General features: G+C 61.8%; 28 protein-coding genes and 1 pseudogene. 15 read left to right on the top strand and 14 right to left on the bottom strand.

All coding sequences use genetic code 11. The annotated features are described in order from the left end of the window. The first annotated feature begins 78 nt into the window (after window positions 1-78). From GHO25_RS15710 to GHO25_RS15650, 13 genes are read left to right on the top strand one after another with little or no spacing between them, the layout of a single operon-like run. A complete protein-coding gene (locus tag GHO25_RS15710; protein ID WP_153391195.1) occupies window positions 79-813 on the top strand; it encodes a glycosyltransferase family 2 protein in 735 nt (244 codons plus the stop codon). Next, a complete protein-coding gene (locus tag GHO25_RS15705) occupies window positions 810-1748 on the top strand; it encodes a glycosyl transferase (RefSeq protein ID WP_153391194.1) in 939 nt (312 codons plus the stop codon). The genes GHO25_RS15710 and GHO25_RS15705 overlap by 4 nt, the downstream gene beginning before the upstream one ends. Beyond that, window positions 1729-3273: a histidine ammonia-lyase gene (gene hutH / locus GHO25_RS15700; RefSeq protein ID WP_153391193.1), complete on the top strand. Its 1545-nt coding sequence runs from the start codon at window positions 1729-1731 to the stop codon at window positions 3271-3273. The genes GHO25_RS15705 and hutH overlap by 20 nt, the downstream gene beginning before the upstream one ends. Continuing rightward, entirely contained in the window at window positions 3266-3691 is a 426-nt protein-coding gene (locus GHO25_RS15695; protein ID WP_048386338.1) for a thioesterase family protein, read from the top strand. The genes hutH and GHO25_RS15695 overlap by 8 nt, the downstream gene beginning before the upstream one ends. Further along, window positions 3688-4377, top strand: coding sequence for an outer membrane lipoprotein carrier protein LolA (locus GHO25_RS15690; protein ID WP_153391192.1), 690 nt, complete (start codon window positions 3688-3690; stop codon window positions 4375-4377). The genes GHO25_RS15695 and GHO25_RS15690 overlap by 4 nt, the downstream gene beginning before the upstream one ends. Then, window positions 4367-6721, top strand: a complete 2355-nt coding sequence (locus GHO25_RS15685) for an MMPL family transporter (protein WP_153391191.1) — start codon at window positions 4367-4369, stop codon at window positions 6719-6721. Before GHO25_RS15690 ends, GHO25_RS15685 begins: the two co-directional genes overlap by 11 nt. After that, entirely contained in the window at window positions 6708-7436 is a 729-nt protein-coding gene (locus tag GHO25_RS15680) for a class I SAM-dependent methyltransferase (protein WP_048366684.1), read from the top strand. Before GHO25_RS15685 ends, GHO25_RS15680 begins: the two co-directional genes overlap by 14 nt. Next, window positions 7433-7933, top strand: coding sequence for a DUF3261 domain-containing protein (locus GHO25_RS15675; RefSeq protein ID WP_153391190.1), 501 nt, complete (start codon window positions 7433-7435; stop codon window positions 7931-7933). The genes GHO25_RS15680 and GHO25_RS15675 overlap by 4 nt, the downstream gene beginning before the upstream one ends. Further along, on the top strand, window positions 7930-9117 hold the full coding sequence (locus GHO25_RS15670) for a beta-ketoacyl-[acyl-carrier-protein] synthase family protein (RefSeq protein WP_153391189.1): 1188 nt from the start codon (window positions 7930-7932) through the stop codon (window positions 9115-9117). The genes GHO25_RS15675 and GHO25_RS15670 overlap by 4 nt, the downstream gene beginning before the upstream one ends. Next, entirely contained in the window at window positions 9114-9581 is a 468-nt protein-coding gene (locus GHO25_RS15665; RefSeq protein WP_048386350.1) for a hotdog family protein, read from the top strand. The genes GHO25_RS15670 and GHO25_RS15665 overlap by 4 nt, the downstream gene beginning before the upstream one ends. Next, window positions 9574-10302 carry a 3-ketoacyl-ACP reductase FabG2 gene (locus tag GHO25_RS15660; RefSeq protein WP_048366688.1) on the top strand — a complete coding sequence of 243 codons (729 nt, stop codon included), beginning with the start codon at window positions 9574-9576 and terminating at the stop codon, window positions 10300-10302. The genes GHO25_RS15665 and GHO25_RS15660 overlap by 8 nt, the downstream gene beginning before the upstream one ends. Next, window positions 10302-11528: a beta-ketoacyl-ACP synthase gene (locus GHO25_RS15655; protein ID WP_153391188.1), complete on the top strand. Its 1227-nt coding sequence runs from the start codon at window positions 10302-10304 to the stop codon at window positions 11526-11528. Before GHO25_RS15660 ends, GHO25_RS15655 begins: the two co-directional genes overlap by 1 nt. A gap of 17 nt (window positions 11529-11545) precedes the next feature. After that, the gene (locus GHO25_RS15650) at window positions 11546-11989 is read left to right on the top strand and encodes an excinuclease (protein WP_153391187.1); all 444 of its coding nucleotides are present in this window, start codon (window positions 11546-11548) and stop codon (window positions 11987-11989) included. Between the two features lie 220 nt (window positions 11990-12209). Here the strand turns inward: GHO25_RS15650 and GHO25_RS15645 are convergent, their stop codons facing one another. After that, on the bottom strand, window positions 12210-12593 hold the full coding sequence (locus tag GHO25_RS15645) for a type II toxin-antitoxin system PemK/MazF family toxin (RefSeq protein WP_082148601.1): 384 nt from the start codon (window positions 12591-12593) through the stop codon (window positions 12210-12212). Window positions 12594-13006: 413 nt separating this feature from the next. Between GHO25_RS15645 and GHO25_RS15640 the strand changes: the two genes are divergently transcribed. Beyond that, complete coding sequence (locus GHO25_RS15640; RefSeq protein ID WP_048366692.1) at window positions 13007-13189, top strand: DUF6124 family protein; 183 nt, start codon at window positions 13007-13009, stop codon at window positions 13187-13189. A 366-nt stretch (window positions 13190-13555) separates the two neighbouring features. Here the strand turns inward: GHO25_RS15640 and GHO25_RS15635 are convergent, their stop codons facing one another. Together GHO25_RS15635 and GHO25_RS15630 are read right to left on the bottom strand one after the other, a co-directional pair. Next, on the bottom strand, window positions 13556-13843 hold the full coding sequence (locus GHO25_RS15635) for an addiction module antidote protein (protein WP_048366693.1): 288 nt from the start codon (window positions 13841-13843) through the stop codon (window positions 13556-13558). Window positions 13844-13974: 131 nt separating this feature from the next. Then, window positions 13975-14877, bottom strand: coding sequence for a LysR family transcriptional regulator (locus GHO25_RS15630; protein ID WP_153391186.1), 903 nt, complete (start codon window positions 14875-14877; stop codon window positions 13975-13977). Between the two features lie 220 nt (window positions 14878-15097). On the opposite strand from GHO25_RS15630, the gene GHO25_RS15625 reads away from it, so the two are divergent. Next, window positions 15098-16276: an MFS transporter gene (locus GHO25_RS15625; protein WP_372240944.1), complete on the top strand. Its 1179-nt coding sequence runs from the start codon at window positions 15098-15100 to the stop codon at window positions 16274-16276. Window positions 16277-16305: 29 nt separating this feature from the next. Here the strand turns inward: GHO25_RS15625 and gspM are convergent, their stop codons facing one another. The 11 genes and pseudogenes from gspM to GHO25_RS26130 all read right to left on the bottom strand — a co-directional run. Next, window positions 16306-16752, bottom strand: coding sequence for a type II secretion system protein GspM (gene gspM, locus GHO25_RS15620; protein WP_153391185.1), 447 nt, complete (start codon window positions 16750-16752; stop codon window positions 16306-16308). After that, window positions 16749-17810, bottom strand: a complete 1062-nt coding sequence (gspL, locus tag GHO25_RS15615; RefSeq protein WP_153391184.1) for a type II secretion system protein GspL — start codon at window positions 17808-17810, stop codon at window positions 16749-16751. The genes gspM and gspL overlap by 4 nt, the downstream gene beginning before the upstream one ends. After that, window positions 17810-18667 (bottom strand): general secretion pathway protein GspK, encoded by an 858-nt coding sequence (locus tag GHO25_RS15610; protein WP_153391183.1) that lies wholly within the window; start codon window positions 18665-18667, stop codon window positions 17810-17812. The genes gspL and GHO25_RS15610 overlap by 1 nt, the downstream gene beginning before the upstream one ends. Beyond that, complete coding sequence (locus tag GHO25_RS15605) at window positions 18664-19224, bottom strand: type II secretion system protein GspJ (RefSeq protein ID WP_153391182.1); 561 nt, start codon at window positions 19222-19224, stop codon at window positions 18664-18666. Before GHO25_RS15605 ends, GHO25_RS15610 begins: the two co-directional genes overlap by 4 nt. Then, a complete protein-coding gene (gene gspI, locus GHO25_RS15600; protein ID WP_153391181.1) occupies window positions 19217-19585 on the bottom strand; it encodes a type II secretion system minor pseudopilin GspI in 369 nt (122 codons plus the stop codon). Before gspI ends, GHO25_RS15605 begins: the two co-directional genes overlap by 8 nt. Continuing rightward, the gene (gene gspH / locus GHO25_RS15595; protein WP_153391180.1) at window positions 19575-20063 is read right to left on the bottom strand and encodes a type II secretion system minor pseudopilin GspH; all 489 of its coding nucleotides are present in this window, start codon (window positions 20061-20063) and stop codon (window positions 19575-19577) included. Before gspH ends, gspI begins: the two co-directional genes overlap by 11 nt. Before the next feature lie 3 nt (window positions 20064-20066). Beyond that, a complete protein-coding gene (gene gspG / locus GHO25_RS15590) occupies window positions 20067-20507 on the bottom strand; it encodes a type II secretion system major pseudopilin GspG (protein WP_153333666.1) in 441 nt (146 codons plus the stop codon). A 3-nt stretch (window positions 20508-20510) separates the two neighbouring features. Further along, window positions 20511-21710, bottom strand: a complete 1200-nt coding sequence (gspF, locus tag GHO25_RS15585; protein WP_153391179.1) for a type II secretion system inner membrane protein GspF — start codon at window positions 21708-21710, stop codon at window positions 20511-20513. Window positions 21711-21712: 2 nt separating this feature from the next. Continuing rightward, window positions 21713-23185 carry a type II secretion system ATPase GspE gene (gene gspE, locus GHO25_RS15580; RefSeq protein WP_153391178.1) on the bottom strand — a complete coding sequence of 491 codons (1473 nt, stop codon included), beginning with the start codon at window positions 23183-23185 and terminating at the stop codon, window positions 21713-21715. Then, entirely contained in the window at window positions 23182-25098 is a 1917-nt protein-coding gene (gene gspD / locus GHO25_RS15575) for a type II secretion system secretin GspD (RefSeq protein WP_153391177.1), read from the bottom strand. Before gspD ends, gspE begins: the two co-directional genes overlap by 4 nt. Before the next feature lie 9 nt (window positions 25099-25107). Further along, window positions 25108-25336, bottom strand: a pseudogene (locus tag GHO25_RS26130) (hypothetical protein); the annotation flags it as partial.

Genomic DNA, 25336 nt, shown 5'->3' with positions numbered 1-25336 from the left:
ATTGCATCAACGCGCCGCTTCAGAAAACCCGCAGCGCCTGTATCGCGAGCAAGCCCGCTCCCACAAAGGCCGACCGTCATGCATAACCCCTGCGCCGTGATCCCGGTGTACAACCATGAAACCGCCGTGCCCGCCGTGGTCGAGGCGTTGCAGGCCGCAGGTTTGCCCTGTGTGCTGGTCGACGACGCCAGCAGCCCCGCGTGCAGCGCCGTGCTCACCGAACTGGCCCGGCACGAGCACATCTACCTGGTGCGCCTGGCCGTCAACCAAGGCAAAGGCGGCGCCGTCATGGCCGGTTTGCGCGAGGCCTCGCGCCTGGGCTTTACCCATGCGCTGCAAGTCGATGCCGACGGCCAGCACGACCTCAGCGATGTCACGACCTTTATCCAGGCCTCACAGCACAACCCCGAGGCGCTGATCTGCGGTTACCCGCAATACGACGCCAGCGTGCCCAAAGGCCGTTTATATGCACGCTACCTGACCCACGTGTGGGTGTGGATCAACAGCCTGTCACTGCGTATTCCCGACTCGATGTGCGGCTTTCGGGTGTACCCGCTGGCGCCGACACTGGCGCTGCTGGACTCGGTCAAGCTGGGCAAACGCATGGACTTCGACCCCGAGATTCTCGTGCGTCTGGCGTGGCGCAACCAGCCGATGCAGTGGCTGGCGACCAAGGTGCATTACCCGCAAGACGGCCTGTCGCACTTTCGCCTGTTCCATGACAACGCCCTGATCTCAGCCATGCACACCAAGCTGTTTTTCGGCATGTTGGTGCGTTTGCCGAGCATTCTATGGAGGCGCTGGCGGGCATGAGCGAGACACCACAGCATTGGGCCGAGCATAAAGAGCGGGGCAATTTTTGGCTGATGAAGCTCACGGCCTTCGGGGTCAAAGTACTCGGTCGCCGCCTGCTGGCCCCCGTGTTGTACGCCATCGTGCTGTACTTTTTTGTCTTCGGCCGCAAAGCCCGACGCAGCATCTGGCACTACCAGCAGCACTTGGCCGACTGGAGCGGGCAGCCCGCCTTGCGCCCCACGCCGTGGCGGGTGTTCGGCCAGTTCATGGCGTTTGCCGACGCGCTGCTCGACAAGCTCGACGTGTGGAACGGCCGCCTCAAGACCCAAGACATCGAGATCATCGACCCCGCCCGGCTGCGCGAGCAAATGCGCAGTGAGCGCGGGCAAATGCTGGTGGGCGCTCATTTGGGCAACCTTGAGGTGTGCCGGGCCCTCGCTGAACTGGGTGAGAAGATCACCCTGAACGTGCTGGTGCACACCCGCCATGCCGAGCACTTCAACCGTTTGCTGGGCGAGGCCGGGGCCACGCATGTGCGGCTGATTCAAGTCAGCGAGCTCAACCCCGGCGTCATGCTGCAATTGAGCCAACGCCTGGAAAACGGCGAGTGGCTGGCCATTGCCGGTGACCGCGTGCCGCTGCATGGCGCCCGCACAGCGCAGGTCAACTTTCTCGGCCACCCGGCGCCCTTCCCGCAAGGCCCGTGGTTGCTGGCCGGGTTGCTCAAGTGCCCTGTCAATTTATTGTTTTGCCTGAAACACCAAGGCCGCTATCGGGTGGTTATCGAACCCTTCGCCGAGGCCATTGAATGGCGGCGCAGCGACCGCGAACAGGTGATCGCCGAGTGGGCGGCGCGCTATGCCGAACGGCTGGGGCATTACTGCCTTGAGGCGCCGCAACAATGGTTTAACTTTTACCCTTTCTGGAAAACCGATGACGACGCATCAGCATGAGCCAGTAACCTTCGGCCAAACCCCATTGCGCATTGAAGACGTGCTGGCCCTGGCCAATCGTCAGGTGCCGACCCGTTTGCAAGACGACGCCGAGTACCGCGAACGCATCGCCAAAGGCGCGCGCTTTCTTGACTCATTGCTCGACAAAGAAGGCGTGATCTACGGCGTGACCACCGGCTACGGCGACTCGTGCGTGGTGGCGGTGCCGCTGGAGCATGTCGAAGCGCTGCCACGTCACCTCTACACCTTCCACGGCTGTGGCCTGGGCAAAATGCTTGATGCCCAGGCGACCCGCGCCGTGCTGTCCGCCCGCTTGCAGTCGCTGTGCCACGGGGTGTCCGGGGTGCGGGTTGAACTGCTGGAGCGCCTGCAAGGGTTTATCGCCCACGACATTTTGCCGCTCATCCCCGAAGAGGGCTCGGTAGGCGCCAGCGGTGACCTGACGCCGCTGTCTTATGTGGCGGCCACCTTGTCGGGCGAGCGCGAGGTCATGTTCAACGGCGAGCGCCGCCTAGCGGCTGACGTGCACCGCGAACTGGGCTGGACGCCGCTGGTACTGCGGCCCAAGGAAGCGCTGGCGCTGATGAACGGCACGGCCGTGATGACCGGCCTTGCGTGCCTGGCGTACGCCCGCGCCGATTACCTGCTCAAGTTGGCGACCCGCATCACGGCACTCAACGTGGTGGCGTTGCAAGGTAACCCTGAACACTTCGATGAGCGTCTGTTCGCCGCCAAGCCGCATCCAGGGCAAATGCAAGTGGCGGCATGGTTGCGCCAGGACCTCGCCATCGACGCCCCGACCGCGCCGCTGCATCGCCTGCAAGACCGTTACTCGCTGCGCTGCGCGCCCCATGTGCTGGGCGTTCTGGCTGACAGCCTGAACTGGCTGCGCGGGTTTATCGAAGTCGAACTCAACAGCGCCAACGACAACCCGATCATCGACGCCGAAGAAGAACGCGTGCTGCACGGCGGGCACTTCTATGGCGGGCACATTGCCTTCGCCATGGACAGCCTCAAAACCCTGGTGGCCAACGTCGCTGACCTGCTTGATCGCCAACTCGCGCTGTTGGTAGACGTACGTTACAACCACGGCTTGCCAAGCAACCTCTCGGGCGCCAGCGCCGAACGGGCGATGCTCAACCACGGCTTTAAAGCGGTACAGATCGGCGCCAGCGCCTGGACCGCCGAAGCCCTGAAAAACACGATGCCGGCCAGCGTCTTCTCGCGCTCAACCGAATGCCACAACCAGGACAAAGTGAGCATGGGCACCATTGCCGCCCGTGACGCCATTCGTGTGCTGGAGCTGACCGAGCAAGTGGCCGCCGCGACGTTGCTGGCTGCCCACCAGGGTGTGTGGCTGCGCAGCCGCGACGCAGACGCCCGCCCGCTACCCACCGCACTGGCCGACATGCACGCTGAACTGGCCAAGGATTTCGCCCCCGTCATTGAAGACCGCGCACTGGAAGCCGAACTGCGCCTGTGCCTGGCCCGTATTGCCCAACAACACTGGAGGCTGCATGCGTAGCAAAGGCGTTTTGCACGTCGACACCGAAGTCCTGGTGCCGTTTTTCGATATCGACACGATGCACGTGGTGTGGCACGGGCATTACGTCAAATACCTCGAAGTCGCCCGCTGCGCCTTGCTCGATCACATCGGGCACAACTACACGCAGATGCTCGACGCGGGCTACGCGTGGCCGGTGATCGACCTGCAACTGCGCTATGTGCGCGGCGCCACCTTCGGCCAACGGATCAACGTTCGCGCCAGCCTCGTGGAGTGGGAGAACCGTCTGAAGATCAACTACCTGATCACCGATGCGGCCACCGGCGAACGCCTGACCCGCGCCTGCACGGTGCAGGTCGCGGTCAGGATTGCCGACCGGGAAATGCAACTGGCGTCGCCCAAATGCTTGATCGATGCGATTGCGAAGGTGCTGGCATGAAGCTGATTGCTGCTCTGTGTAGTCGCTGCCGCAGGCTGCGATCGAGCCCGAAGGGGTCGCGTTTTTCGGCTCTTATCGCAGCCTTCGGCAGCGACTACAAGGCGTACGTAGCCGCTTTGCTGCTCGGATTATCACCATTGGCCCACGCCTTCGACCTGCAACAACTGAGCGATCAACTGGCCAGGCCGCAGGTGATCCACGGTGATTTCGTCCAGGAAAAACACTTGCGCGCGCTACCCAAGCCGCTGACCAGTACCGGCACCTTTGTGCTGGCCAAAGAGCACGGCCTGTTGTGGCAACTCAACTCCCCGCTGAAGCAGGACTACCGCATCACCGCCCTCGGCATTGCCCGACGCAATGGCAGCGAGTGGCAAATGCTCCCCGGCAAGAGCGCAGGCGCCGAGCAGAACCGCCTGTTCCTCGCCGTGCTGCAAGGCGACAGCAGCGGGCTTGCGCGTGATTTCGAGCTGCGCCTGCAAGGCCAACCGACGCAGTGGACGCTCACCCTGACCCCGCGCTCGCTGTTGCTCAAGCAGGTGTTCACACAGATCAACATCGACGGCGGCGAACTGGTGCAGCGCATTGAGTTGCAGGAAACCCAAGGCGACAGCACCGTGCTGAAGCTGCAAAACAGCACCCGCCACTTACCCTTGAGCGACGCGGAGCAGCACGACTTTGCGCAGTGAACGCTGGTTGCCCCGGGGCTTTTTGATCCTGCTGCTGGCCGTGCTCGCCCTGGCCGGCTGGCAATGGCGGCATGGCCCGCCGCTGTCGGCCAACCTCATGGAACTGGTGCCCGGCCACACTCCGGACGCACTGCTACAGAGCGCCGAGCAGCGCATGCAAGAACCCCTCAACCGAGAGGTGCTGCTGCTGGTGGGCAGCGCTGATCGCCAGCAAGCCATTAACATCGCTCGCCAGTTGGGCGAGCAGTGGCAGGCCAGCGGGCTGTTTGAAAAGGTCCAGTGGAACCTGCAAGCCGACTTGCCCGCCCTGCGCGAGCAACTGCTGCGCGGGCGCCTGGCAATGCTCGCGCAAGCTGACCGCACACAACTGATCGAACACCCTGACGCCTTTATCCAGCAACGCGTGCAAGCGCTGTTCGACCCGTTCAGCGGCTTTAGCCTGGTACCCAGCCAGGACGACTGGCTGGGCCTGACTGGGCGCATCCAGAACAGCCAGCCGCAACGCGGCGCAGTGCAACTGGACATCGGCAGCGGCGCCTTGATCGCTGACGCCGACGGCAAAAGTTGGGTATTGCTGCGCGCACGCACGCAGGGCAATGCCTTTGACATGAAGCTGCCCCTGCAAGTGGCCGCACTGGTTGAACGCAGCCGCGAACAGGCTGCCAGCCAGAACGTGCAGCTGCTCGCCGCCAGTGGCCTGCTCTACGCCGCCAGCGGCCAACAACAAGCCACCCGTGAGATCACCTGGGTAGGCGGCGGGGCCACCTTCGGAATTTTGCTCCTGTTGCTGCTCGCATTTCGCCGCTGGCGCGTGCTGCTGGCCTTTGTTCCAGTGCTGGTGGGCATGCTGTTTGGCGCCGTGGCCTGCGTCGGTTTGTTTGGCAGCCTGCACGTGATGACGTTAGTGCTGGGCTCCAGCCTGATCGGCGTGGCCGTCGATTACCCGCTGCATTACCTGTCTAAAAGCTGGAGCCTGAAACCGTGGCGCAGTTGGCCTGCCGTGCGCCTGACATTGCCCGGCTTGAGCCTGAGCCTGGCCACCAGTTGCATCGGTTATCTGGCCTTGGCGTTTACCCCGTTTCCCGCGTTGACCCAAATCGCGATCTTCTCGGCCGCAGGCTTGGTCGGGGCGTATCTGAGCGCCGTGTGCCTGCTACCCGCGCTGCTCAACGGTATGACGTTACAGCCCGCGCAATGGCCGTTGCACCTCGCACAACGCCTGCTGGATGCGCGGGCAGCGCTGTTGAAAAAAGTCCCCACGCCCGCGCTATTGGCCTTATTGCTGGCCTTTTGTGCAGCAGGCGTGTGGCAACTGACCAGCAAAAACGATATTCGCCAATGGGTCGGTGCGCCGCCTCAACTGACGGCACACGCCCAGGCCATTGCGCGCATTACCGGCTACCAACCGACCAGCCAGTTCTTTTTGGTGCGGGCCGACAATGAGCAGCAACTGCTTGAACGCCAAACCGTGCTGCGCGAGCGCCTGGATCAACTGGTCAGCACCGGCCAGCTACAAGGCTATTTGGCCCTGGGCCAATTGGTCAGCCTGCCGAGCGAGCAACAACACCTGCGCACGGCCTTGAAGCAACTGCCACAGCACTGGCAACCGCTGCTGGAACTGGGCGTGCCCGAGGCCGCGCTGCAACATGAACTCGCACAGTTAGAAGCGTTGCCCGAGCAAACTATCGACGCCGCACTCACCGGGCCATTGGCCGAACCGTGGCGCGCGTTGTGGCTGGGCAAACAGGGCAACGGCGTGGCCGCCATGGTCAGCTTGCAAGGCTTGAACAACCCCGACCTGTTGCGCGAACAGGCCCAGGGCCTGCCCGGCGTGCAGTGGGTAGACCGCTTGGGCGACTTGAATGGCGTGTTCGCGGACACCCAGATCAGCGCGGCAGAACTGAAGCTGTTGTCGTGCGTGCTGATCGTCTTGCTGTTGATCGCGCCCTTTGGCTTAAGCGGCGCGCTGCGCATTGTTGCACTGCCGCTGTTAGCCGCACTGTGCAGCGTGGCCAGCCTCGGCTGGTTGGGGCAGCCGCTGACCCTGTTCAGCCTGTTCGGGTTATTGCTGGTGACGGCGATCAGCGTCGATTACGCGATTTTGATGCGTGAACACATCGGCGGGGCTGCCGTCAGCCTGCTCGGCACCTTGCTCGCCGCGCTGACCACCTGGCTGTCGTTCGGTTTGCTGGCGGTGTCCAGCACGCCCGCAGTCAGCAACTTCGGATTGTCGGTGAGCCTCGGCCTGGCCTTCAGCTTTATGCTCGCGCCGTGGGCCGGTCAGCAAACGCCGCACACCCCGCGTTATTCTTCATTGCCACGGAGGCCCCATGAAACCCCTTAGCGATACCTACGTAGAAGAAACCCGGTTCGGGTTTTGGTTTTTGCGCAGCCACACCTGGCAACACCATGTACTGCGGGTGGCGATCAATGATTTGCGCGGCTTGTTCAGCGAGCCGCCGCCGTCTGCACCGGTCATCCTGGATGCCGGTTGCGGGCAGGGCAAGTCGTTCCAGTACCTGCAGGCAACCTTCGCCCCCAAGCGTTTGATCGGGCTCGATGCCGACCCGCTGAGCCTTGAGCTGAGCCGCGAAGAGGCCCGCCGCCAAGGATTCGACGTTGAGCTGATCGGCAGCGACTGCGCTGAACTGAACGTGCCCGATGCCAGCGTCGACCTGCTGTTCTGTCACCAGACCTTCCACCACCTGGTGCAACAAGACCGGGCGCTGGCCGAGTTCTATCGCGTGCTCAAGCCGGGCGGCTATTTGCTGTTCGCCGAGTCCACCGAAGCCTACATCGACACCTGGGTGATTCGCTGGCTGTTCCGCCACCCCATGCACGTACAGAAAAGCGCGGCGCAATACCTGGAAATGATCCGCGACCAGGGCTTTGAATTTGACGCGCAGAACGTCTCTTACCCCTACCTGTGGTGGAGCCGTGCGACCGATTTCGGGCTGTTGGAACGCTTTGGCTTGCGCCCTGCCAAGCCGGTGGGCCAGCGGGAAGAAACCCTGGTCAACGTGGTGGCCCGCAAACCGTTGCAAGGCAAAGATCAATGACACGCCGTTATAGCCTGTTCGCAGCCCTTGGCATCTTCATGCTCCTGCTGTTAAGTGGCTGCACCAGCCTGCCCTTGCCCAAACACATGCCCAGCCTGACGCTGCCGATGCAGTTGCTTGTCCAGCGTCAGCAGGCCGAACAGCGCCAGGACTGGCTGCTGGTGATTCAGCAAGAGGACGCCGGGCTACGCTGGTCGTTAATGGACCCTCTGGGGATCCCGCTGGCGCGGCAATTACTGCACAACCAGCACTGGCAAGCAGACGGCTTGCTGCCACCCAACCCCGAGGCGCGGGAACTGTTCGCCGCGCTGCTGTTTGCACTCACGCCTGCCGACCAGTTGGCCGACAATTACCCGCAGGCAACCTCCAGCGCTGATCGCCGTGCGCTCGAACGCCGCTGGCAGGTGCACTATGTACAACCGCAGGTGTTTAGCATCGATCTGGACAATGGCGTGCACTACACCCTCAGCCCACTCAACACCGAGACGGCCCCATGACTGCGTACCTGAATGCCTTGGGCATCGTTTGTTCACTGGGCCACGGGCCCAAGGACGTCGCGCAGCACCTGTTTGCCGGTGACTGCTCGGGCATGCAGCAAACAGCCGGCTGGATCCCTGAGCGCCCGGTCGCAGTGGCGCAGGTGCAAGGCGAGTTGCCAGCGATCCCGGCACACCTTGCGCGCCACAACAGCCGCAATAATCAGCTATTGCTTGAGGCGGCATTGCAGATTGGCGATGACATTGAGCAAGCGATCCAGACCTATGGCCGTGACCGCATCGCTGTCGTGCTGGGCACCAGCACCTCGGGCATCGACGAAGCCTGCCATGGCATTGCCCACTACGCGCAGCACCAGCATTTCCCCAGCGATTACGACTACCGCCAGCAAGAGCTGAGTGCACCGGCTGAGTTTCTGGCCGCGTGGCTGAACATCAGCGGGCCGACCTATGTTATTTCGACGGCTTGCACCTCCAGCGCCCGCGCCCTGATGAGCGCCCAGCGCCTGCTGCGCATGAACCTGTGCGACGTGGTGCTGTGCGGCGGCGTCGACAGTTTATGCACGCTGACCCTCAATGGCTTTGCTGCCCTTGAAGCCGTGGCCGATGAGCGTTGCAACCCGTTTTCGGTCAACCGTCGCGGCATCAATATTGGCGAAGGCGCGGCCCTGTTTTTAATGAGCAAACAGGCCAGCGGCGCGCAACCGATCGCCTTGCTGGGCGCAGGCGCCAGCTCGGATGCGCACCATATTTCTGCCCCCGAGCCCAGCGGCCGGGGCGCAGTCAACGCCATGCAGCAGGCCTTGCAACGTGCAGGGTTGCAGGCCAGCCAGATCGGCTACTTGAACCTGCATGGCACGGCAACCCAGCACAACGACGCCATGGAAAGCCAGGCCGTGGCCCAGGTGTTCCCACACGGTGTACCGTGCTCGTCAACCAAACCCATGACCGGCCACACTCTGGGGGCAGCCGGGGCGCTGGAGGCCGCATTTTGCTGGTTGAGCCTGAGCCACGGTAATGCCTTGCCCCCGCACCTCTGGGATGGCCAGCCCGACCCGCAGTTGCCCGCGCTGAACTGGGTCACCCCAGGCCTTACCCTGGCCCCCGAACACCCACGCTGCCTGATGAGCAACTCGTTTGCCTTCGGCGGTAATAACGTCAGCCTGATTATCGGAGACGCTCCATGATTGATTGGCCGCTCGCCGAATTGCTGCCCCACGCTGGCGACATGATCTTGATCGATCACGTGCTGGCATTTGATGAAGAAACCATCCACACCCGCGTAACTGTCCGCCCTGGCGGCCTGTTTAACCGCGCAGACGGCAGCCTGCCGGCCTGGGTCGGCGTCGAGTTGATGGCGCAAAGCGTGGCCGCCTATGCCGGTTGCCGCGCGCGTCAGGCAGGCAACCCCGTGGCGCTGGGCTTTTTGCTCGGCACCCGCAAGTTTGAATGCAACGTTGAGCACTTCCCGCTCGGCGCTGAGTTACAGATCCACGCCGTGCGCTCGCTCGAAGACGACAACGGCATGGGCGTGTTTGAGTGCCACCTGACCGGCCCACAGATCCACGCCACCGCCCGCCTGAACGTGTTCCGTCCGCCTCAGGCTGAAAACTACCTTGCCCAAGCATCTCAGGAGGCTCGCCATGACTGAGTCCATTTTGGTCACCGGCTCTAGCCGTGGCATTGGCCGTGCCATCGCGTTGCGTCTGGCCCAGGCCGGTTTCGATCTGGTGCTGCACTGTCGCAGTGGGCGCAGCGAAGCCGACAGCGTCATGGCGCACGTGCAAGCACTGGGCCGCAACGCCCGCGTGCTGCAGTTCGACGTATCGGACCGCGCCCAGTGCCGGGCAATACTGGAAGCCGATGTTGAAACCCACGGTGCTTATTACGGCGTGGTGCTCAATGCCGGGCTGACCCGTGACGGCGCGTTTCCAGCCCTCAGCGAAGACGATTGGGACGTGGTGATGCGCACCAACCTCGACGGTTTTTACAACGTCCTGCACCCGGTCATGATGCCCATGATCCGCCGTCGTCAGGCCGGGCGCATTGTGTGCATCACCTCGGTATCGGGCCTGATCGGCAATCGCGGCCAGGTCAATTACAGCGCCTCCAAAGCCGGGCTGATCGGCGCCGCCAAAGCCCTCGCCATTGAGCTGGGCAAGCGCAAAATCACGGTTAACTGTGTGGCGCCGGGCCTGATCGACACCGCCATGCTGGACGAGAATGTACCCGTTGAAGAACTGATGAAAATGATCCCTGCCCAACGCATGGGCACCCCGGAAGAAGTCGCCGGGGCGGTCAACTTTTTGATGTCGGCCGAAGCGGGCTATATCACCCGCCAGGTGCTGGCCGTCAACGGAGGCTTGTGCTGATGAAGCGCGTCGTCGTTACCGGCATGACCGGCATCACCTCGTTGGGCAGTGACTGGGCCAGCATCGTGGCCCATTTTGAGGCGGGGCGTAGCGGCATTCGGCGCATGGACGAGTGGGACCGCTTTACCGAACTCAACACCCGTTTGGCCGGGCCCATTGATGACTTTGCCGTGCCCCCACACTGGACCCGCAAACAACTGCGCAGCATGGGCCGCGTCTCGCGCCTGGCGGTGGGGGCAGCGGAGCAGGCCTTGCAAGACGCGGGCTTGCTGGGCAACCCGATCATTCAGGACGGGCGCATGGGCGTGGCGTGCGGTTCGTCCACCGGCAGCACGGACGAAATCAAAGCCTTCGGCAACATGTTGCTCAACTCAGTGGCCGAAGGTCTTAACGCCAACAGCTACGTGCGCATGATGCCGCACACCACGGCTGCGAATATCAGCATTTTCTTTGGCCTTACCGGGCGGTTGATCCCGACCTCCAGCGCCTGCACCAGCGGCAGCCAGGGCATTGGTTATGCCTACGAAGCCATCAAGTTCGGCCGCCTGCCGTTGATGCTCGCAGGCGGCGCAGAAGAGTTATGCCCCACCGAAGCCATGGTGTTTGACGCGCTGTACGCCACCAGCCTTAAAAACGACGCCCCGCACACCAGCCCAAGCCCCTATGACAGTGGCCGCGATGGTCTGGTGATCGGCGAAGGGGGCGGCATGCTGGTGCTCGAAGAGCTGGAACATGCACTGGCTCGCGGTGCGCACATCCATGCTGAAATCGTCGGTTTTGGCAGCAATGCAGACGGCCAGCACACCACCCGCCCCGAGGTCAGCACCATGCGCCGGGCCATGGAACTGGCGCTGGAAGACGCGGGACTTGCCGCTCAGGCCATCGGCTATGTGAACGGTCACGGCACCGCCACCGAACAAGGCGACATCGCCGAAACCCAGGCCACCCATGACGTGTTTGGCAAACACATGCCCATCAGCTCGCAGAAGAGTTTTTTGGGCCACACTTTGGGGGCCTGTGGCGCGCTGGAGTCGTGGTTCAGCATCGAGATGATGAACCGCGACCGCTACGTGCCCACGCTTAACCTGCACAACGTAGACCCACGCTGCGCTGAACTGGACTACCTGCGCGGCGAAAGTCGCGTGATGCACAACGACTATGTGATGAACAACAATTTTGCCTTCGGCGGCGTCAACACCTCGTTGATTTTTCGCCGCTGGTCATGAGGTCAAGGAGACCCCCTATGAACATCAAAACGTTGGCAGCTGCCACCCTTCTGCTGTCCGCCCTGCCTGCCGTGAGCCAGGCCCGCGACACCACCTTGTACTTGCCGTTTGATCAGGTGGTCACCGAAGCCATCAGCACCGGCAAAATCGACGGCAGCGTCAAATTTTACCTCGCGGGCAACACGCCGAGCGGCAAAGTCAGCGTACTCAGCCCCGGCGCCGTGACCAACAAAAAGACCAACGCCTTCAACAAAACTGACTACCAGGCGTGTTCCTGGGCGCTGCAATCGGCGTTGATCACCCTGCATGACGCGGCCAAAAAAGCCGGTGCCAACGCCGTGACCGACATCACCAGCTACTACAAACGCAACGAACGCAAAGACCCGAAAACCTACGAATGCCACGCAGGCGCGATCATTGCGGGCGTGGCGCTGAAAGGCGATTTGTCGAAGGTGAATTGAGCGTCTGGGGGCTGGCCCCAAAAACGACAAAGGCGCCTCGCGGCGCCTTATTCACAAACAGACGGGCTTGTCATCGCGCTGTGTCTGTCCGGCTCGGTGATGGCTGGTTGCCCAGGATCCTCCGAGTCTCACAAGCCCCTTTCGGGAACGTGGCGAGTATTGCGCTGAAGGAGGCTTAAGGCAACCTTGAGTACGTCCCGTTGGTCGAATCAAACGCGTGTCACAAGCCGAGAGCGCAGCGGACCGCGGCTTTGATTGCAATAAACTCATCTGTTTCAAGTTGTGAAACCACATAACAACGACGGCCCTGACGGTCTCGCGTTTTTATTCGATCCAGTCGGGCGAGGCTAACGGTCGACAGCATGTCGCATTTTGCCCAGCACATAGGGTTCGCTCCCTGCAAATGACTCTGCAACTCAAGGTGATGCCCCAGCATGGATTGGGGCTCAGTTGTGCTAAGAGGAATAACCGTCACCAACTGTTTATTGGTGCGGTGTTTACGAATAACCACAACAGGCCTGATTTTGACCATTTCAGGTACTTCATGGCCCCTGAAGTCACAAATAAGTACGCTGCCTTCTTTTGGCTGATAAAGGAGGGGCATTGGTTGAACCCGAAGTAAAAGAAACGATTCTGAGCAACTTTGCCTTCAAGGGACCAGGCGAGTTTTATGACCGCACATGTCTCAATCTCCAGCCTCACCCAGTCACTCGCAGGTCTCGTCTCTTTCCTTTGCAGGACTATTCCTAGAGAATCCCTTGGCCTTGCGCCTGCCTCTTTCGATCGCTAGCCTGCGGTTCGTCATCCCTCATGGATGGCCGGACGTGCAAGTTCGAATAGCAAAAGGTAAATCAAGCGTCACCGCCTAATACCCAGGTTTTATGGCGGTTGTGCGTGGGAGATCGTCAGGTCTGCCGGGTTCCTTTTGCCCCGGTCTTGCACACCCGCGTACGGCTGCCACCCTCTTTGTGTGCAAGCAAACGGGTTCAGCTATTCATTAGCAAAAGGATCTGAACCATGACTCACACACCCGAATACGAACAAAACCTCGAACACACTGACGAACTGTTGCGGTGCGCGCTTGCGACGGCGTATGCGTCGGCCGATAACCTGCAAGGCCTGAACCGCGACGTGGCGTTGGCGGTGGTGCATTTGATCCATCAGGTCAAAGCGTCTGTGGATAAGTTATTGGCCGGGTAAAAAACGTTCACAGGCTGCGGTCTTTTGATCGTGGCCGTTGTGGAGGGTTTTGCGGCCGCTGCGCAGCCGATCGCAGCCTTCGTACCTCGTCAGCTCCTACAAGATTTGTGTGCGCCACACCACCCTGTAGGAGCGAGCTTGTCTCGCGATCTTTTGATCTTGGCCCTTGTGGACGGTTTTGCGGCCGTTGCGCTGCCGATCGCAGCCTTCGTACCTCGTCAGCTCCTACAAGATTTGCGTGCGCCACACCACCCTGTAGGCGCGAGCTTGCTCGCGATCTTTTGATCTTGGCCGCTGTGCTGCCGAGCGCAGCCGTCGGCATGAACCGTGATATGGCGCTAACCGAATCAGGAAGGCCCCATCCGTTCACTTGGAGATGTGTAGTTTTAGCCCCAGCGCCTTGGCTACTTTAAGAATGGTTCCAAATTCCGGGTTGCCCTCCCCGGACAGCGCTCGGTACAAGCTTTCTCTTGAAAGACCTGCATCACGCGCTACTTGGCTCATGCCACGCGCTCTCGCAATGGTGCCAAGGGCTTTGGCAATAAAGGCAGGGTCATCGCCAGCCTCCTCCATGCAAGCTTCCAGGTAATAACCTATATCCTCTTCAGTTTTGAGGAATTCGGCGCTGTCCCAGCGGGTGAATTTTTCGGTCAAAGGGTGTACTCCTTCCAGTCTTTGGCTATCAGTCGCGCTTGTTTGTTTAACCCAAGAAACTCACCCAAAGAATCAGCCCCTAACACTCCCTCTCGTCAGGAAGGCCTTTTTGTTATGTCAGCGATATCCGTTCACTTCTCGGGCTTCACCATCTTGCGTGTCACCAGTTCAGCAAACGCTTTGGCCATTGGCGAGGGGTTGCCTTTGCGTTGCACCAGCCACACGGCGGTGCTGGAGTCGGCGTCGAGCAGGGGCCGGTAGACCACGCCTTTGATGCGCATGTGCTGGAACGATGCTGGCAGTACGGACACGCCCAAACCCGCAGAGACCAAGCCAATGATGGTCATGGCTTCGCCCGCTTCTTGGGCGATGTGCGGGCTGAATCCGGCCTGGCGCGCCAGGCTCAGCAGTTGCGCATATAACCCGCTGCCATAACTGCGCGGGAAGAAGACGAACGGTTCGTCAGCCAATGCCCCGATGTAGAGGCCGCTTTCGCTGCCTTCGGCCAACGGATGTTCTGCCTGAATGACCGCCACCAAAGGCTCGCGGAACAGTTCGACGGCCACCAGCGAGTCCGCCAGCGGGAACGGGCGCATGACGCCGATTTCTATCGACTCTTCTACCAATGCCTCGGCTACGTCGCGGCTGCTCATTTCCAGGAGGTTTAAGTGCACCGCCGGGAAGGCCTGACGAAAGGCAAAAATGGCCTGCGGAATGCTTGAATTGAACGGCGCTGAAGAGGTGAAGCCAATTTTCATTTCACCCAGCTCGCCCAGTTGCGCACGGCGGGCGACGTCGGCGGCTTTATCCACCTGCGCCAGCACTTGGCGCGCTTCGTCAAGAAACAATCGCCCGGCTTCGCTAAGGGCGACCCGACGGTTGGTACGTTCAAACAGCCGCGCCCCCAACTCTTCTTCCAGCGCCTGTATTTGCTGGCTCAGCGGCGGTTGAGAGATGCCCAGCACCTGGGCGGCCCGGCCAAAGTGCAGTTCTTCGGCGACGGCGATGAAATAGCGTAAATGGCGCAGTTCCATGCAAGCTCCATTGAGTCGTTAAACCTATCAAACAGGTCGAATAATATATTGGAAAGAATCGTTAGCTGGCTATATTCTTTTGCCATTGCCGTTTGGCTATACGCGTTATGAGGTCCCCGTGAAAACTGCTGTCGCCCCGCTCGCTCACGAAGTCCCGCCCACGGCGCTGGATGATGTTGTCGCTCAACTCAATGACGTATTTATCGAGAAAGGCACGCCGATGTTTATGCGCACGGTGCTGGCGCTGTTCTCGGGGGGCTTTGCGACGTTTGCCTTGCTGTATTGCGTGCAGCCGATGATGCCGATGCTGTCCCATGAATACGAGATCAACGCCGCGCAAAGCAGTCTGATTTTGTCAGTGGCCACCGGGATGCTGGCTATCGGTCTGTTGGTGACCGGGCCTATTTCTGATGCCATCGGGCGTAAGCCGGTGATGGTCTCGGCGCTGTTCAGCGCGGCGGTGTTCACTGTGCTCAGTGCGTGGATGCCGAGCTGGGAAGGCGTGCTGATTACCCGCGCGCTGGTGGGCTTGTCGCTGAGCGGGCTGGCCGCCGTTGCCATGACCTACTTGAGCGAGGAGATCCACCCGCAGCACATTGGCCTGGCGATGGGGTTGTACATCGGCGGCAATGCGATTGGCGGGATGAGCGGGCGTTTGATCACCGGCGTGTTGATCGACTTTGTCAGCTGGCACACGGCGATGCTGGTGATTGGCGGCCTGGCGTTGGTGCTGGCCATGGTGTTTGTGAAGATCTTGCCGGAGTCGCGTAACTTCCGCCCGCAAACCATGAACCCGCGCAGCCTGTTGAACGGCTTCACCATGCACTTTCGTGACGCCGGTTTGCCATGGCTGTTTCTCGAAGCGTTTTTGCTGATGGGCAGCTTTGTGACGCTGTTCAACTACATCGGTTATCGCTTGCTGGCCGACCCGTACAACATGAACCAGGCCGTGGTGGGCTTACTCTCGGTGGTGTACCTGTCGGGCATTTACAGTTCGGCGCAGATTGGCGCACTGGCGGACAAGCTGGGCCGTCGCAAAGTGCTGTGGGCGGTGATTGTGCTGATGCTGGCGGGCATCGCGCTGACGCTGTTCGAACCCATCGCACTGATAATTATCGGCATGCTGCTGTTCACCTTTGGTTTCTTTGGTGCGCACTCGGTGGCCAGCAGCTGGATCGGCCGCCGTGCAACCAAAGCCAAAGGCCAGGCCTCGTCGCTGTACCTGTTTTGCTACTACGCCGGGTCGAGTGTGGCCGGGACCGCCGGGGGTTTTTTCTGGCACTACGCGGGCTGGAACGGCATCGGCGCGTTTATCGGCGCTTTGCTGGTGATTGCCCTGCTGGTGGCGTTGCGTCTGGCCAAGCTGCCCGCGCTGCCGGGTAATACCCACAACGCGTGAATGAGCAGGCTGTAATAGTGAGAGCGGATTTATAGATTGCTGATCTGTAGCTGCACCTGCAGCACCTGAGCGCTTTTTTCCAGGCTCAAGCTCTCGAACTCGGCGCCTTCTTGTTCGATACGGTTAAGCCACGCCAGCACCGCCATGGCATTGCCGCTCAGGCTGATGCGTAACCGTTGGGTGTCCACGTCAAACTGCTGCACCTGAAGCCCCGCACTCGCGGCGCTTTCGCTGAGGCGGCTGCTCAACGGTTGCGTGTAAACGCGGATCGCGCGCGTGGGCTGTGCTCGCTGCACCTCCGCCGCCTGAGCAACGCGCTGGGCATACAGCGTTTGCGCCGCCGCCAGCCGTTGTTGCGCGGGCTGCCACACACCGTAGAAGCCATACACAGCCAGCAAAAATACCGCGAGTACACCGCACAATTGGCGGTCACGGCGTGGCAGTTGCCGCCAGCGCTCACGCACACGGGCCTTCATAAAGCGTCCTCCAGGGTGAGTAAAGCTTGCACCCGGTTACCCTGTTGGCTGGCGTTGCCCAAGGTGATCGGCAGCGCGCTTTGCAGGCCGCGCTCGCGCAGGTGTTCAAGCTCGGCAAAGCTGTTGGCGGTGATGGTTAAGGTCCAGCCGACTGTGGCGCGCCATTCCATGCGTTGCACGTCCACGCTGCTGGCACCGATCACGTGCTGGGTTAGCTGAAGCAAGCGCGCCATGTGCCCGTTTTGCCGGGCCGCGCCTTGTTGTTGCAGGGCATTGAGTTGCGCAGACAAATCGACGATGCGGGTGTGCTCCGGGTACAGCGCTTTAAAGCGCTGTTCACTCTGGGCGTAGAGGCTCGCCGCTTCACTCTCAAGGAAGCTGCTGCGCAGGTGGCTCGCCCCCACAGCCATGGCAACAATCAGCAAGGCGGCCACACTGACACCCCGCCACGGCAGCCGCTGCGACGTGCGCCGGTATTCGCCTTGCAGCAGGTTGATGGCGCCAGGCGGTGCGCTAGCAGGATCAAACGTGTGTTCAACCGCCGTACCGAGGGGCCCGTCTTTCAGGGCCTCCAGCGCCTGAGGGGTTAACGCAAGGCGCAAGTCCAGCGCGCCGCCCGCCAGCCAGCGCCCGTCCCACCACGCGATGCCCGGTTGCTCGCGGGGCAAGAGGTCGGCATCCACGTACACGCTGACGATGTTCAACCCGAGCGCCTGTAACTGCGCCAAGAGGTGTTTGAAGCGCTGACGCTCAATCACCAGCAACGGATAACGCCGTTGCGCATCCAGGGGGCCGACGGCGATGTGCAGTTCATCAAGGTCATCCGCCAGTTGATCTTCCACCGCAAAGGCCAAGGCCTGAACGCTGGGGCGGCGCCTACCCGGCCAGGGCTCGGTCAGCAGCCAGCTGCACATTTCCATCGGCAGAATCAGCTGCACATCGTGCCCGCCCAGTCGCTCGGCGGCCTCGTTCAGTGAGGTTTCGTGGGCGGTTATTTCGCCGTGCCACAGGTAGACCCGCGTATCGCTGTGCGCGGTGAGATAAAGCCGGCTGTTCATCAAGAAGGTTCGCTGTGTACAGGGGCTAAAAAGCGCCGCTGGAGAAGGTGCCAGCGACCGGTTTTGAGGTTGCGGGCCATATCGCTTTCAAGGCGTAAACGGCTTTGCCCCACGCGCACGTGGGTGGTGATGCGAAACCAGCGGCTGGCGGTGCCCAGCCCTGCTGCCTGAACCCCCAGGCCGATCAGCGCCGGGGTGAAGGTGAAGTCCTCAACACTGGCGTACCCCTGCAACGGGCGCTCGCTCACCAAGCGACGGGCCATGTCCGGTGTCACGCCTTCGAGGGTGGCGAGCAACGTGACGGAGGCGGTGTTGATGTTGAGGGTCGCGTCTTTGCCCAGCAGGGCGATCCAGGGCTGCATGCGCGTGTACCAGCGGGCATCGACACCCGGCACGCTGCGCAATTGGCTGATGTCGCTCAGGTTCAGGCCGTGCAGTGCGCTGGCGTCGACGGGCGGCAGGTCGAGCCGGGTTTGCAGGCGCAACCAACGTTGTTTCAGCACCTCGTCGACAGCACCTTGAGTGAGCAAGGTGCTGACGTTGAAACGGGCGGCCAGGTCTTCGATGTCGACCTCAATCTGGCCGTTGTCGATCAGCCATTCGGGCCGGCCTTTGGCCCAGGCCTGGCCTGCTGCAACGGGCAACTTGGGGTCTGCCAGCAGCGTGTATAAACGCTCTCGCCCCCAGGCTTCCCCAGCAAACGCCGACTGGCGCAATTGCAGTTGATGGAGTTGCTGAGCGCTGCTGTGCAGGGCCAGGCGGTGGCTGCGCAACATACCGGCAGTCACCAGCAGCGCAAGGCTCATCACCAGCAGCACGGTGAGCAGTGCAATGCCTTGCTGACCCTTGCGCATCATTGGCCCTCCGGCAGTAGCATCACGCGACGAAGCTGCTCAAATCGCCCCGCCGAAAACTGCAATTCAAGGGCTTGAGGCGTTCCCTTGGGGGCCGCTTTGCCGGTAGGCCAATCGGTGCGCCAACCCAGCGCGGGGTCGTACAGCCGCCAACGCAGATCGCGCACGTCGGTGAGCAGTTTTTGCTTTTGCAGTTCGCCGCCTTCCAGCCCCTGGCTGTAGCGCCAAAGCTCGCCGTTTTCAAATTTGTAGCTGACGTCTTGCAGTTCGCTGCGCGGCTGGCCCAGCGGGTTGCGCCAGTTGGCGCGGCGCAGATTGAGCTGGCTGGGATACAGCGCCAGCCCCGGCGCCTTGGCCGAGGTGTGCAGGTGCAATACATCGCGTTCAATCAACGCCACCGCGCGCTGCAAGCCGCGCAGGGTTTGCTCGTGGGCACTGCTGCTGCGTTCGGCGCGCAGCACGCCGTCAAACAGTCGCCAGCAGGCCACGCCCAGCAAGGCAAAAATGGCGATGGCGATCACCAGTTCGAGCAAGGTGAAGCCCGCTTGCGGTTTAGTCATGGTTGCGCGCCAGCCAGTGCGTCACGCTGAGCAATACCTGATCACTGCCCGCCGGGCTGACACTCAACTCCACGCGTAACAAGCCTGTGTCGGGTTCGCTGGCGATGTGTTGAAACAGGCGCCACTCGCGTTGGGCAAAACGCTGGTTGAGGGTTTTTGAACCCATGGCCAGGGTCGCGCTTTGCAGGTGCAGCTCGCTCAGATGATTGTCGGCCAACCAGCCCGCCAACAGCCGGGTTTGGACCCGGGCGCTTTGCCCCAAGACGTATTGGCTGGCCGACATGACCGCCGCCGCCAGGGTCGCGAAAATGGCCAGGGCGATCATCACTTCCAGCAAGGTAAAGCCTTTTTCAGTGCGCATCCGTGACCTCGGACGCTTCGAGCAACGGGTTGCCAAGGCCATCGCTGTAGAGGCTCTGCCAGCGCAGCGGCGGGCTCTCAAAGTGCAGGGCAAAGGGGGTGTTTTCATCACTGCTGAGCCACAGCAGTTGCGGGGTGTGTTCACCGGCGCCAAGGCGGTGCACACGCCCCTCCAGCACCAGGGTCAATTGCACACCGGGGGGTAACGTCACCGGTGCTTCGACGGCCTGCCAGATCGTCCCTTGCAGGCGCATCTGTTGGTAGGCTTCGGGCTCCAGTCGCAGGCCGTATTCCTGGCCTTCCAGCACGGCCTTTTCGCGCAGGCCCTGCATCAGGGCGAGCATGACCTGCGCTTCTTGCCGCGCATCGCGGGCGCGTTTGTCACCTTGGCTGATGTGCACCATTGAGACCAGCACGCCAATCATGACGATCACCACCATCAGTTCGATCAGGGTGAAGCCCAGCGATGAATCGCGCATGCCTCAGTTGCTCCAGTTGCCAATGTCCGTGGCAAAGCCTTCGCCACCCTGCACGCCGTCTGCGCCAAAGGAAAACAGGTCATACCCGGCCGAATGGGTGCCGGGGTTGAGGTATTGGTACGGCGTGCCCCAAGGGTCGACCGGCAGGCTTTTGAGGTAACCCTGGGGGTTCCAGTTTCTCGCCAGCGGCGTGCCGGACGGGCGTGTCACCAGCGCCTCAAGGCCTTGCTGGGTCGAGGGGTAGTTGAAGGTGTCGAGGCGGTACATTTCCAGGGCGGTGCTGATGGCCTGGATGTCGGTGTGCGCCGCGGTGACTTTGGCCTGGTCAGGGCGGCTCATGAACTGCGGCACGACAATGGCGCCGAGCACGCCGATGATGACCACCACCACCATGATTTCAATCAGGGTAAAGCCACGTTGAGTTGATGTACGAAGGGTATTCATCGGTCAATTCACCAGTTGATTGAGGCTAAGGATCGGCAACAAGATGGCCATGACGATCAGCAAAACCACGCCGCCCATCAGCACCAACATGATCGGTTCAAACAAACTCACCACCAGCGCGATGCGCGCTGCGAGGGTTTTTTCCTGCTGTTCGGCGGCCCGCGCCAGCATGCTGTCCAGCTCGCCGGCACGTTCGCCGCTGGCAATCAGGTGCAGCATCATCGGAGGGATGTCGCCGCTGCGTTCCAGACCGCTGGCCAGCGTTGCGCCTTCGCGTACGGTGCGGGCGACATCGAGCATGCGGTGGCGAATGGCGAGGTTGGCGATCACCGTGGCCGAGATTTCCAGGGCATCCACCAACGGCACGGCGCTTTTGCCCAGAATCGACAAGGTGCTGGCAAAACGCGCCGCCTCCATGGCGCGCAGCACCCCGCCGACCATGGGCACATTGAGCAGCAGCGCATGCCAGCGCAGCTTCAAGGCTGGTTGCAGCAACGCCCAACGCGCCGCACCCAGGGCGGCGAGCACCAGCAGCAACAACAGCCAGCCGTAGTCACGCAACCCTGTACTCAGGGCGATCATCGCCCGGGTCAGCACGGGCAGCGGCTGGCCACTGTTGACGAAAATCTTGACCACATCCGGCACTACATAGCCCAGCAGAAAGCCGACGATGGCGAACGAGGCAATCAATAAAATCAGCGGGTACACCAGCGCCAGCTGGATCTTCTGGCGCGAGGCATGGCGGGCTTCGGTGTAGTCGGCGAGCTGCTCGAGCACATGGCCCAAATGGCCGCTGCGCTCGCCCGCCGCCACGGTGGCGCGAAATAATTCCGGGAAGGCCCGAGGGAACGCTGACAGCGCCGTCGCCAAGGCATGGCCTTCGGTGACGCGGTTACGCACCGCGAGCAATACGCTGCTGACATGGCGCTTGGCACTCTGCGCCGCCACCGCGCCCAGGGCTTCTTCGAGGGGTAAACCGGCATGGATCAAGGTCGACAGTTGCCGCGTGACAAGGGCCAGATCCGTAACGCCCAGCCGCCCCCGCGAACGCGTTGCACGGTGTGTTCTGGCTTCGCTCAACTGGCTCGGGCGCAAACCGCGCTCGCGCAATAACTGCCGCGCATGCCGGGCATTGTCGGCCTCTTGCTGGCCTCGGCAGTTGCGCCCGTTGGCGTCCTGCGCCCGGTAGTCAAAGGTCGGCATGCTCAGTCCTCCAAGGTCACGCGCAGCAGTTCGTCAAAGCTGGTCAGGCCCTGGATCACCAAGCGCTGGCCGTCCTGAAACAAGCTGGGAGCGTGCTCGCGCGCCACGCGTATGAGATCCGGCTCGCTGGCCCCCTGATGAATCAGCTCGGCCAGTGCCGGGGTGATGCCGACCAGTTCGTAAATCCCGGTGCGCCCGCGATAACCTTGCTGGCACTGGCGGCAGCCCTGCGGCTGGTACAAGGTGATGCCAGCCTGTGGATCGAGCCCCAGGCGCTGGCATTGCAGCGGGTCGGCGCGATACGGGGTTTTGCAGTCGGCACACAGGGTGCGCAACAAGCGCTGGGCCAGTACGCCAACCAGCGAAGACGCCAGCAAGTAGGCATCGACGCCCATGTCGACCAGGCGGGTGACCGCGCCCACTGCGCTGTTGGTGTGCAGGGTCGACAGCACCAGGTGCCCGGTGAGCGAGGCTTGTACGGCGATGTCTGCGGTTTCGTGGTCACGGATTTCACCGACCATGACCACGTCCGGGTCCTGGCGCAAAATCGCCCGCAGCCCACGGGCGAAAGTCATGTTGGCCTTGCTGTTGACCGGCGTCTGACCGATGCCCGGCAGGTGGTATTCCACCGGGTCTTCGACGGTCAGGATGTTGCGGGTCGGCGCGTTGAGGTGGCTGAGCGCGGCATACAGGCTGGTGGTTTTGCCCGAGCCGGTGGGCCCGGTGACCAGAAAAATCCCGTGGGGCCGGGCCAGGATGTGTTCAAAGCGGCTCAGGGTGGCTGCGGGCATGCCCAGGCATTGCAGGTCGAGGCGCCCGGCCTGTTTGTCGAGCAGGCGCATCACCACGCGCTCGCCATGGGCCGAAGGCAAGGTTGAGACGCGCACATCGACTTCATGCCCGGCCAATCGCAGGCTGATGCGGCCGTCTTGCGGCACGCGTTTTTCAGCGATGTCCAGGCGCGCCATGACTTTGATTCGCGACACCAGCAAGTTCGCCAGCTCACGTTTGGGCCGCAGCACTTCGCGCAGTTGGCCATCGATGCGCATGCGCACCGACAGGTAATGCTCGAAGGTTTCCAGGTGCACATCCGAGGCTTTTTCACGCATAGCCTCACGCAGCAGCGCGTTGATCAAACGAATGATCGGTGCATCGCCCTCCTGCTCCAGCAGGTCGGCGGTTTGCGGCACTTGCTCGGCCACGCTCATCAGGTCGAGCTCGCTGTCGAGCCCTTGCGCCACTTGCTCGGCCGCGCTTTGCCCGGCGCTGTAGCTGTGGGTAAGACGCTCGTTGAAGTGTGCATCCGATACCCGTTGCACGTGCACCTCTACGCCCGCCCGGCGCTGCACTTCGGCCAGCACGGTCAGCGGCGTGTCGCTGCGTATCAGCAGGCTTGCAGGCTGGGTCGAGGTGTCCAGCAGCACCCCGAAACGCCGGGCAAAGCTATAAGGCAAGCGCACCGGCGGCTGGTTCATGGGCGGGCAGCCTCGGGACGGCGCAGATCGACGGCGTTCGGGTCTTGCAGGTTGCCGTCAAACATCTGGTGCGGGTCGCTGGGCAGCAGCAACGAGTTAGTGTCTTTGGACGATGGCTGGCTGAGGTTTCGCAACGCGTTGTAGCGGTCTTCTCTGATCTCGCGAATATCATGTTTGCTGCGCACGATGGTCGGGCGCAAAAACACCATCAGGTTGGTTTTGGTGTGGGTATCTTTGCTCCAGCGAAACAACGCCCCCAAATAAGGAATGTCGCGCAGCAACGGCACGCCGCTGACCTGGGTGCGCACGCTGTCTTTGATCAAGCCGCCGATGACGATGATTTCGCCATCTTCGGCGAGGATGGTGCTTTTCAGGAAGCGCTTGTTGGTGATCAGGTCGGATGAATCCACCCCTTGCAGTGAAGGGGCCAATTCGGAGTTTTCTTGTGCAACCTCTAAACGCAACGAGCTGCCGTCGTTGATGTGCGGCTTGATTTTGAGGCTGATGCCGATGTCTTGGCGGGTCACCGTGGTGAACGGGTTTTGCGAGCTATCGCCCGTGCCCGTGTAGGAGCCGGTCTTGAAGGGCACGTTTTGCCCCACCAGAATCTCGGCTTCCTGATTGTCCAGCGTCAGCAAGCTGGGTGTGGACAGCACGTTGTTGTTGGTGTCACTGGCCAACGCCGAGATCAACGCATTGAAGCGGTCACCGCCCAATTGCAGCACGGCCCCTTCGGGCAGCGCAGGAGCGGGCCCCGAGAGCGCGCCGACCTGAATATTGGTGCCCGGAAAGGTGATACCGCCCTGGACGCTGCCACTGTTCACCCCCCATTGCACGCCCAGGGTGTTCACAATGTCGCCGGAGATTTCGACAATGGCGGCATGGATCAACACTTGCGAGCGCGGCTGATCGAGTTGGCGCACGATGCTTTCCAGGCTTCGCACTTTCGCCGGATCAGCCATGATCACCAACGCATTTTGGCTTTCATCGGCGGCCACCATGACCTCGCTGGCGGAGGTCTTTTGTGCAACGCCAGCCAGCGCGGTGTCTTGTTGCATGCCCTGGGCAACGGTATCGAGCACCTCGGCCAATTGTTTGGCATCACTGTGACGAAGACGAATGACCCGCGAGTTTTCGGACTGCCGGGTCGGCTGTGTGTCCAGCGAATGCGCCAGTTTGCTCAAGCGCTCACGCACCGCCTTGTTGCCCAGAATCACCAGCCGGTTGGCCGACGCATCGGCAATGACCTGGCTGCCCGGCCCTTCCGCTTTTTTGCCCAGCGACTGCTGCATGACCTTGGCCACATCACTGGCCTGCGCATGGCGCAACTCGACCACCGAATAGTCATGGCGCGTGCCGCCATCCAGTTGGCGCACCAGCTCGGCAATACGCCGGGCATTGGAGGCGGTGTCGGTAATGATCAACGCATTGGCCGACGCCGAAGGCCCGACATACCCGTTGGTCGATACCAAGGGCCGCAGCAGGCCCGCCACGTCAGCCGCGACGCTGGCATTAAGCTCGATGACCTGGGTGACAAAGGCCTGCTCGGAGCCATCCGGGTTGCCCGCGCGGGCTTTGGCCTCGGCAGCGGGAATGATCAATAAACGATCACCTTGGTCGACCACGGCAAAACCGTGGGCATCCAGTACCGCGTAAAACAGCTCGCGCACCCCGGCACGGTCCAGCGGCGCCTCAGATATGACGGTGATACGGCCCTGCACCCGAGGGTCGAGCACAATGGTGGCGCCCAGCACCGATGACATTTCCTGCACGATATCGCGCAGTTCGGCGTCTTTCATTGCCAACTGCCAATACGGCTCATCGGCCAGCACATCGCTTTGCACTAGCGCGGTGCTGAGCACAAGGCTACACAGTAAAAGACGGCCGATGCCGAACACGTTGGGCCTGGTCATGATGCTTCTCTAAGGTTGTTCGGCAAGGGGCCGCAGATAAAGGGAGGTGGCCTGGGCCGGTGTGGCGGGCGTTTGGCCGGCAGGTAACACATGACGACCGGGCGGCTTGAGCAGCAGGCGCTCTTCGCGGTTGTTGCGCCACAGCACCACGTGCGACACCTCGACCCGCCGCAACACGCTGCCCCCTGGTAGCCGTTCACCGACGCGGTAAAAGCGCGCTTGATGGCTGCCCGCCAGC

The organism is Pseudomonas sp. FSL R10-1350 (genome assembly GCF_009600525.1).
GTDB classification, from domain to species: Bacteria; Pseudomonadota; Gammaproteobacteria; order Pseudomonadales; family Pseudomonadaceae; genus Aquipseudomonas; species Aquipseudomonas helleri.
Note: the sequence above shows the minus strand (reverse complement) of the source record. Positions and strands in the feature narration are given on the sequence as shown.

Excerpts from the sequence above, each read along its gene's own strand:
- GHO25_RS15710 (WP_153391195.1), top strand. The coding sequence starts at position 79 with ATGCATAACCCCTGCGCCGTGATCCCGGTGTACAACCATGAAACCGCC.
- GHO25_RS15705 (WP_153391194.1), top strand. The coding sequence starts at position 810 with ATGAGCGAGACACCACAGCATTGGGCCGAGCATAAAGAGCGGGGCAAT.
- hutH (WP_153391193.1), top strand. The coding sequence starts at position 1,729 with ATGACGACGCATCAGCATGAGCCAGTAACCTTCGGCCAAACCCCATTG.
- GHO25_RS15695 (WP_048386338.1), top strand. The coding sequence starts at position 3,266 with ATGCGTAGCAAAGGCGTTTTGCACGTCGACACCGAAGTCCTGGTGCCG.
- GHO25_RS15690 (WP_153391192.1), top strand. The coding sequence starts at position 3,688 with ATGAAGCTGATTGCTGCTCTGTGTAGTCGCTGCCGCAGGCTGCGATCG.
- GHO25_RS15680 (WP_048366684.1), top strand. The coding sequence starts at position 6,708 with ATGAAACCCCTTAGCGATACCTACGTAGAAGAAACCCGGTTCGGGTTT.
- GHO25_RS15675 (WP_153391190.1), top strand. The coding sequence starts at position 7,433 with ATGACACGCCGTTATAGCCTGTTCGCAGCCCTTGGCATCTTCATGCTC.
- GHO25_RS15670 (WP_153391189.1), top strand. The coding sequence starts at position 7,930 with ATGACTGCGTACCTGAATGCCTTGGGCATCGTTTGTTCACTGGGCCAC.
- GHO25_RS15665 (WP_048386350.1), top strand. The coding sequence starts at position 9,114 with ATGATTGATTGGCCGCTCGCCGAATTGCTGCCCCACGCTGGCGACATG.
- GHO25_RS15660 (WP_048366688.1), top strand. The coding sequence starts at position 9,574 with ATGACTGAGTCCATTTTGGTCACCGGCTCTAGCCGTGGCATTGGCCGT.
- GHO25_RS15655 (WP_153391188.1), top strand. The coding sequence starts at position 10,302 with ATGAAGCGCGTCGTCGTTACCGGCATGACCGGCATCACCTCGTTGGGC.
- GHO25_RS15650 (WP_153391187.1), top strand. The coding sequence starts at position 11,546 with ATGAACATCAAAACGTTGGCAGCTGCCACCCTTCTGCTGTCCGCCCTG.
- GHO25_RS15645 (WP_082148601.1), bottom strand. The coding sequence starts at position 12,593 with ATGCCCCTCCTTTATCAGCCAAAAGAAGGCAGCGTACTTATTTGTGAC.
- GHO25_RS15640 (WP_048366692.1), top strand. The coding sequence starts at position 13,007 with ATGACTCACACACCCGAATACGAACAAAACCTCGAACACACTGACGAA.
- GHO25_RS15630 (WP_153391186.1), bottom strand. The coding sequence starts at position 14,877 with ATGGAACTGCGCCATTTACGCTATTTCATCGCCGTCGCCGAAGAACTG.
- GHO25_RS15625 (WP_372240944.1), top strand. The coding sequence starts at position 15,098 with ATGTTTATGCGCACGGTGCTGGCGCTGTTCTCGGGGGGCTTTGCGACG.
- gspM (WP_153391185.1), bottom strand. The coding sequence starts at position 16,752 with ATGAAGGCCCGTGTGCGTGAGCGCTGGCGGCAACTGCCACGCCGTGAC.
- gspL (WP_153391184.1), bottom strand. The coding sequence starts at position 17,810 with ATGAACAGCCGGCTTTATCTCACCGCGCACAGCGATACGCGGGTCTAC.
- GHO25_RS15610 (WP_153391183.1), bottom strand. The coding sequence starts at position 18,667 with ATGATGCGCAAGGGTCAGCAAGGCATTGCACTGCTCACCGTGCTGCTG.
- GHO25_RS15605 (WP_153391182.1), bottom strand. The coding sequence starts at position 19,224 with ATGACTAAACCGCAAGCGGGCTTCACCTTGCTCGAACTGGTGATCGCC.
- gspI (WP_153391181.1), bottom strand. The coding sequence starts at position 19,585 with ATGCGCACTGAAAAAGGCTTTACCTTGCTGGAAGTGATGATCGCCCTG.
- gspH (WP_153391180.1), bottom strand. The coding sequence starts at position 20,063 with ATGCGCGATTCATCGCTGGGCTTCACCCTGATCGAACTGATGGTGGTG.
- gspG (WP_153333666.1), bottom strand. The coding sequence starts at position 20,507 with ATGAATACCCTTCGTACATCAACTCAACGTGGCTTTACCCTGATTGAA.
- gspF (WP_153391179.1), bottom strand. The coding sequence starts at position 21,710 with ATGCCGACCTTTGACTACCGGGCGCAGGACGCCAACGGGCGCAACTGC.
- gspE (WP_153391178.1), bottom strand. The coding sequence starts at position 23,185 with ATGAACCAGCCGCCGGTGCGCTTGCCTTATAGCTTTGCCCGGCGTTTC.
- gspD (WP_153391177.1), bottom strand. The coding sequence starts at position 25,098 with ATGACCAGGCCCAACGTGTTCGGCATCGGCCGTCTTTTACTGTGTAGC.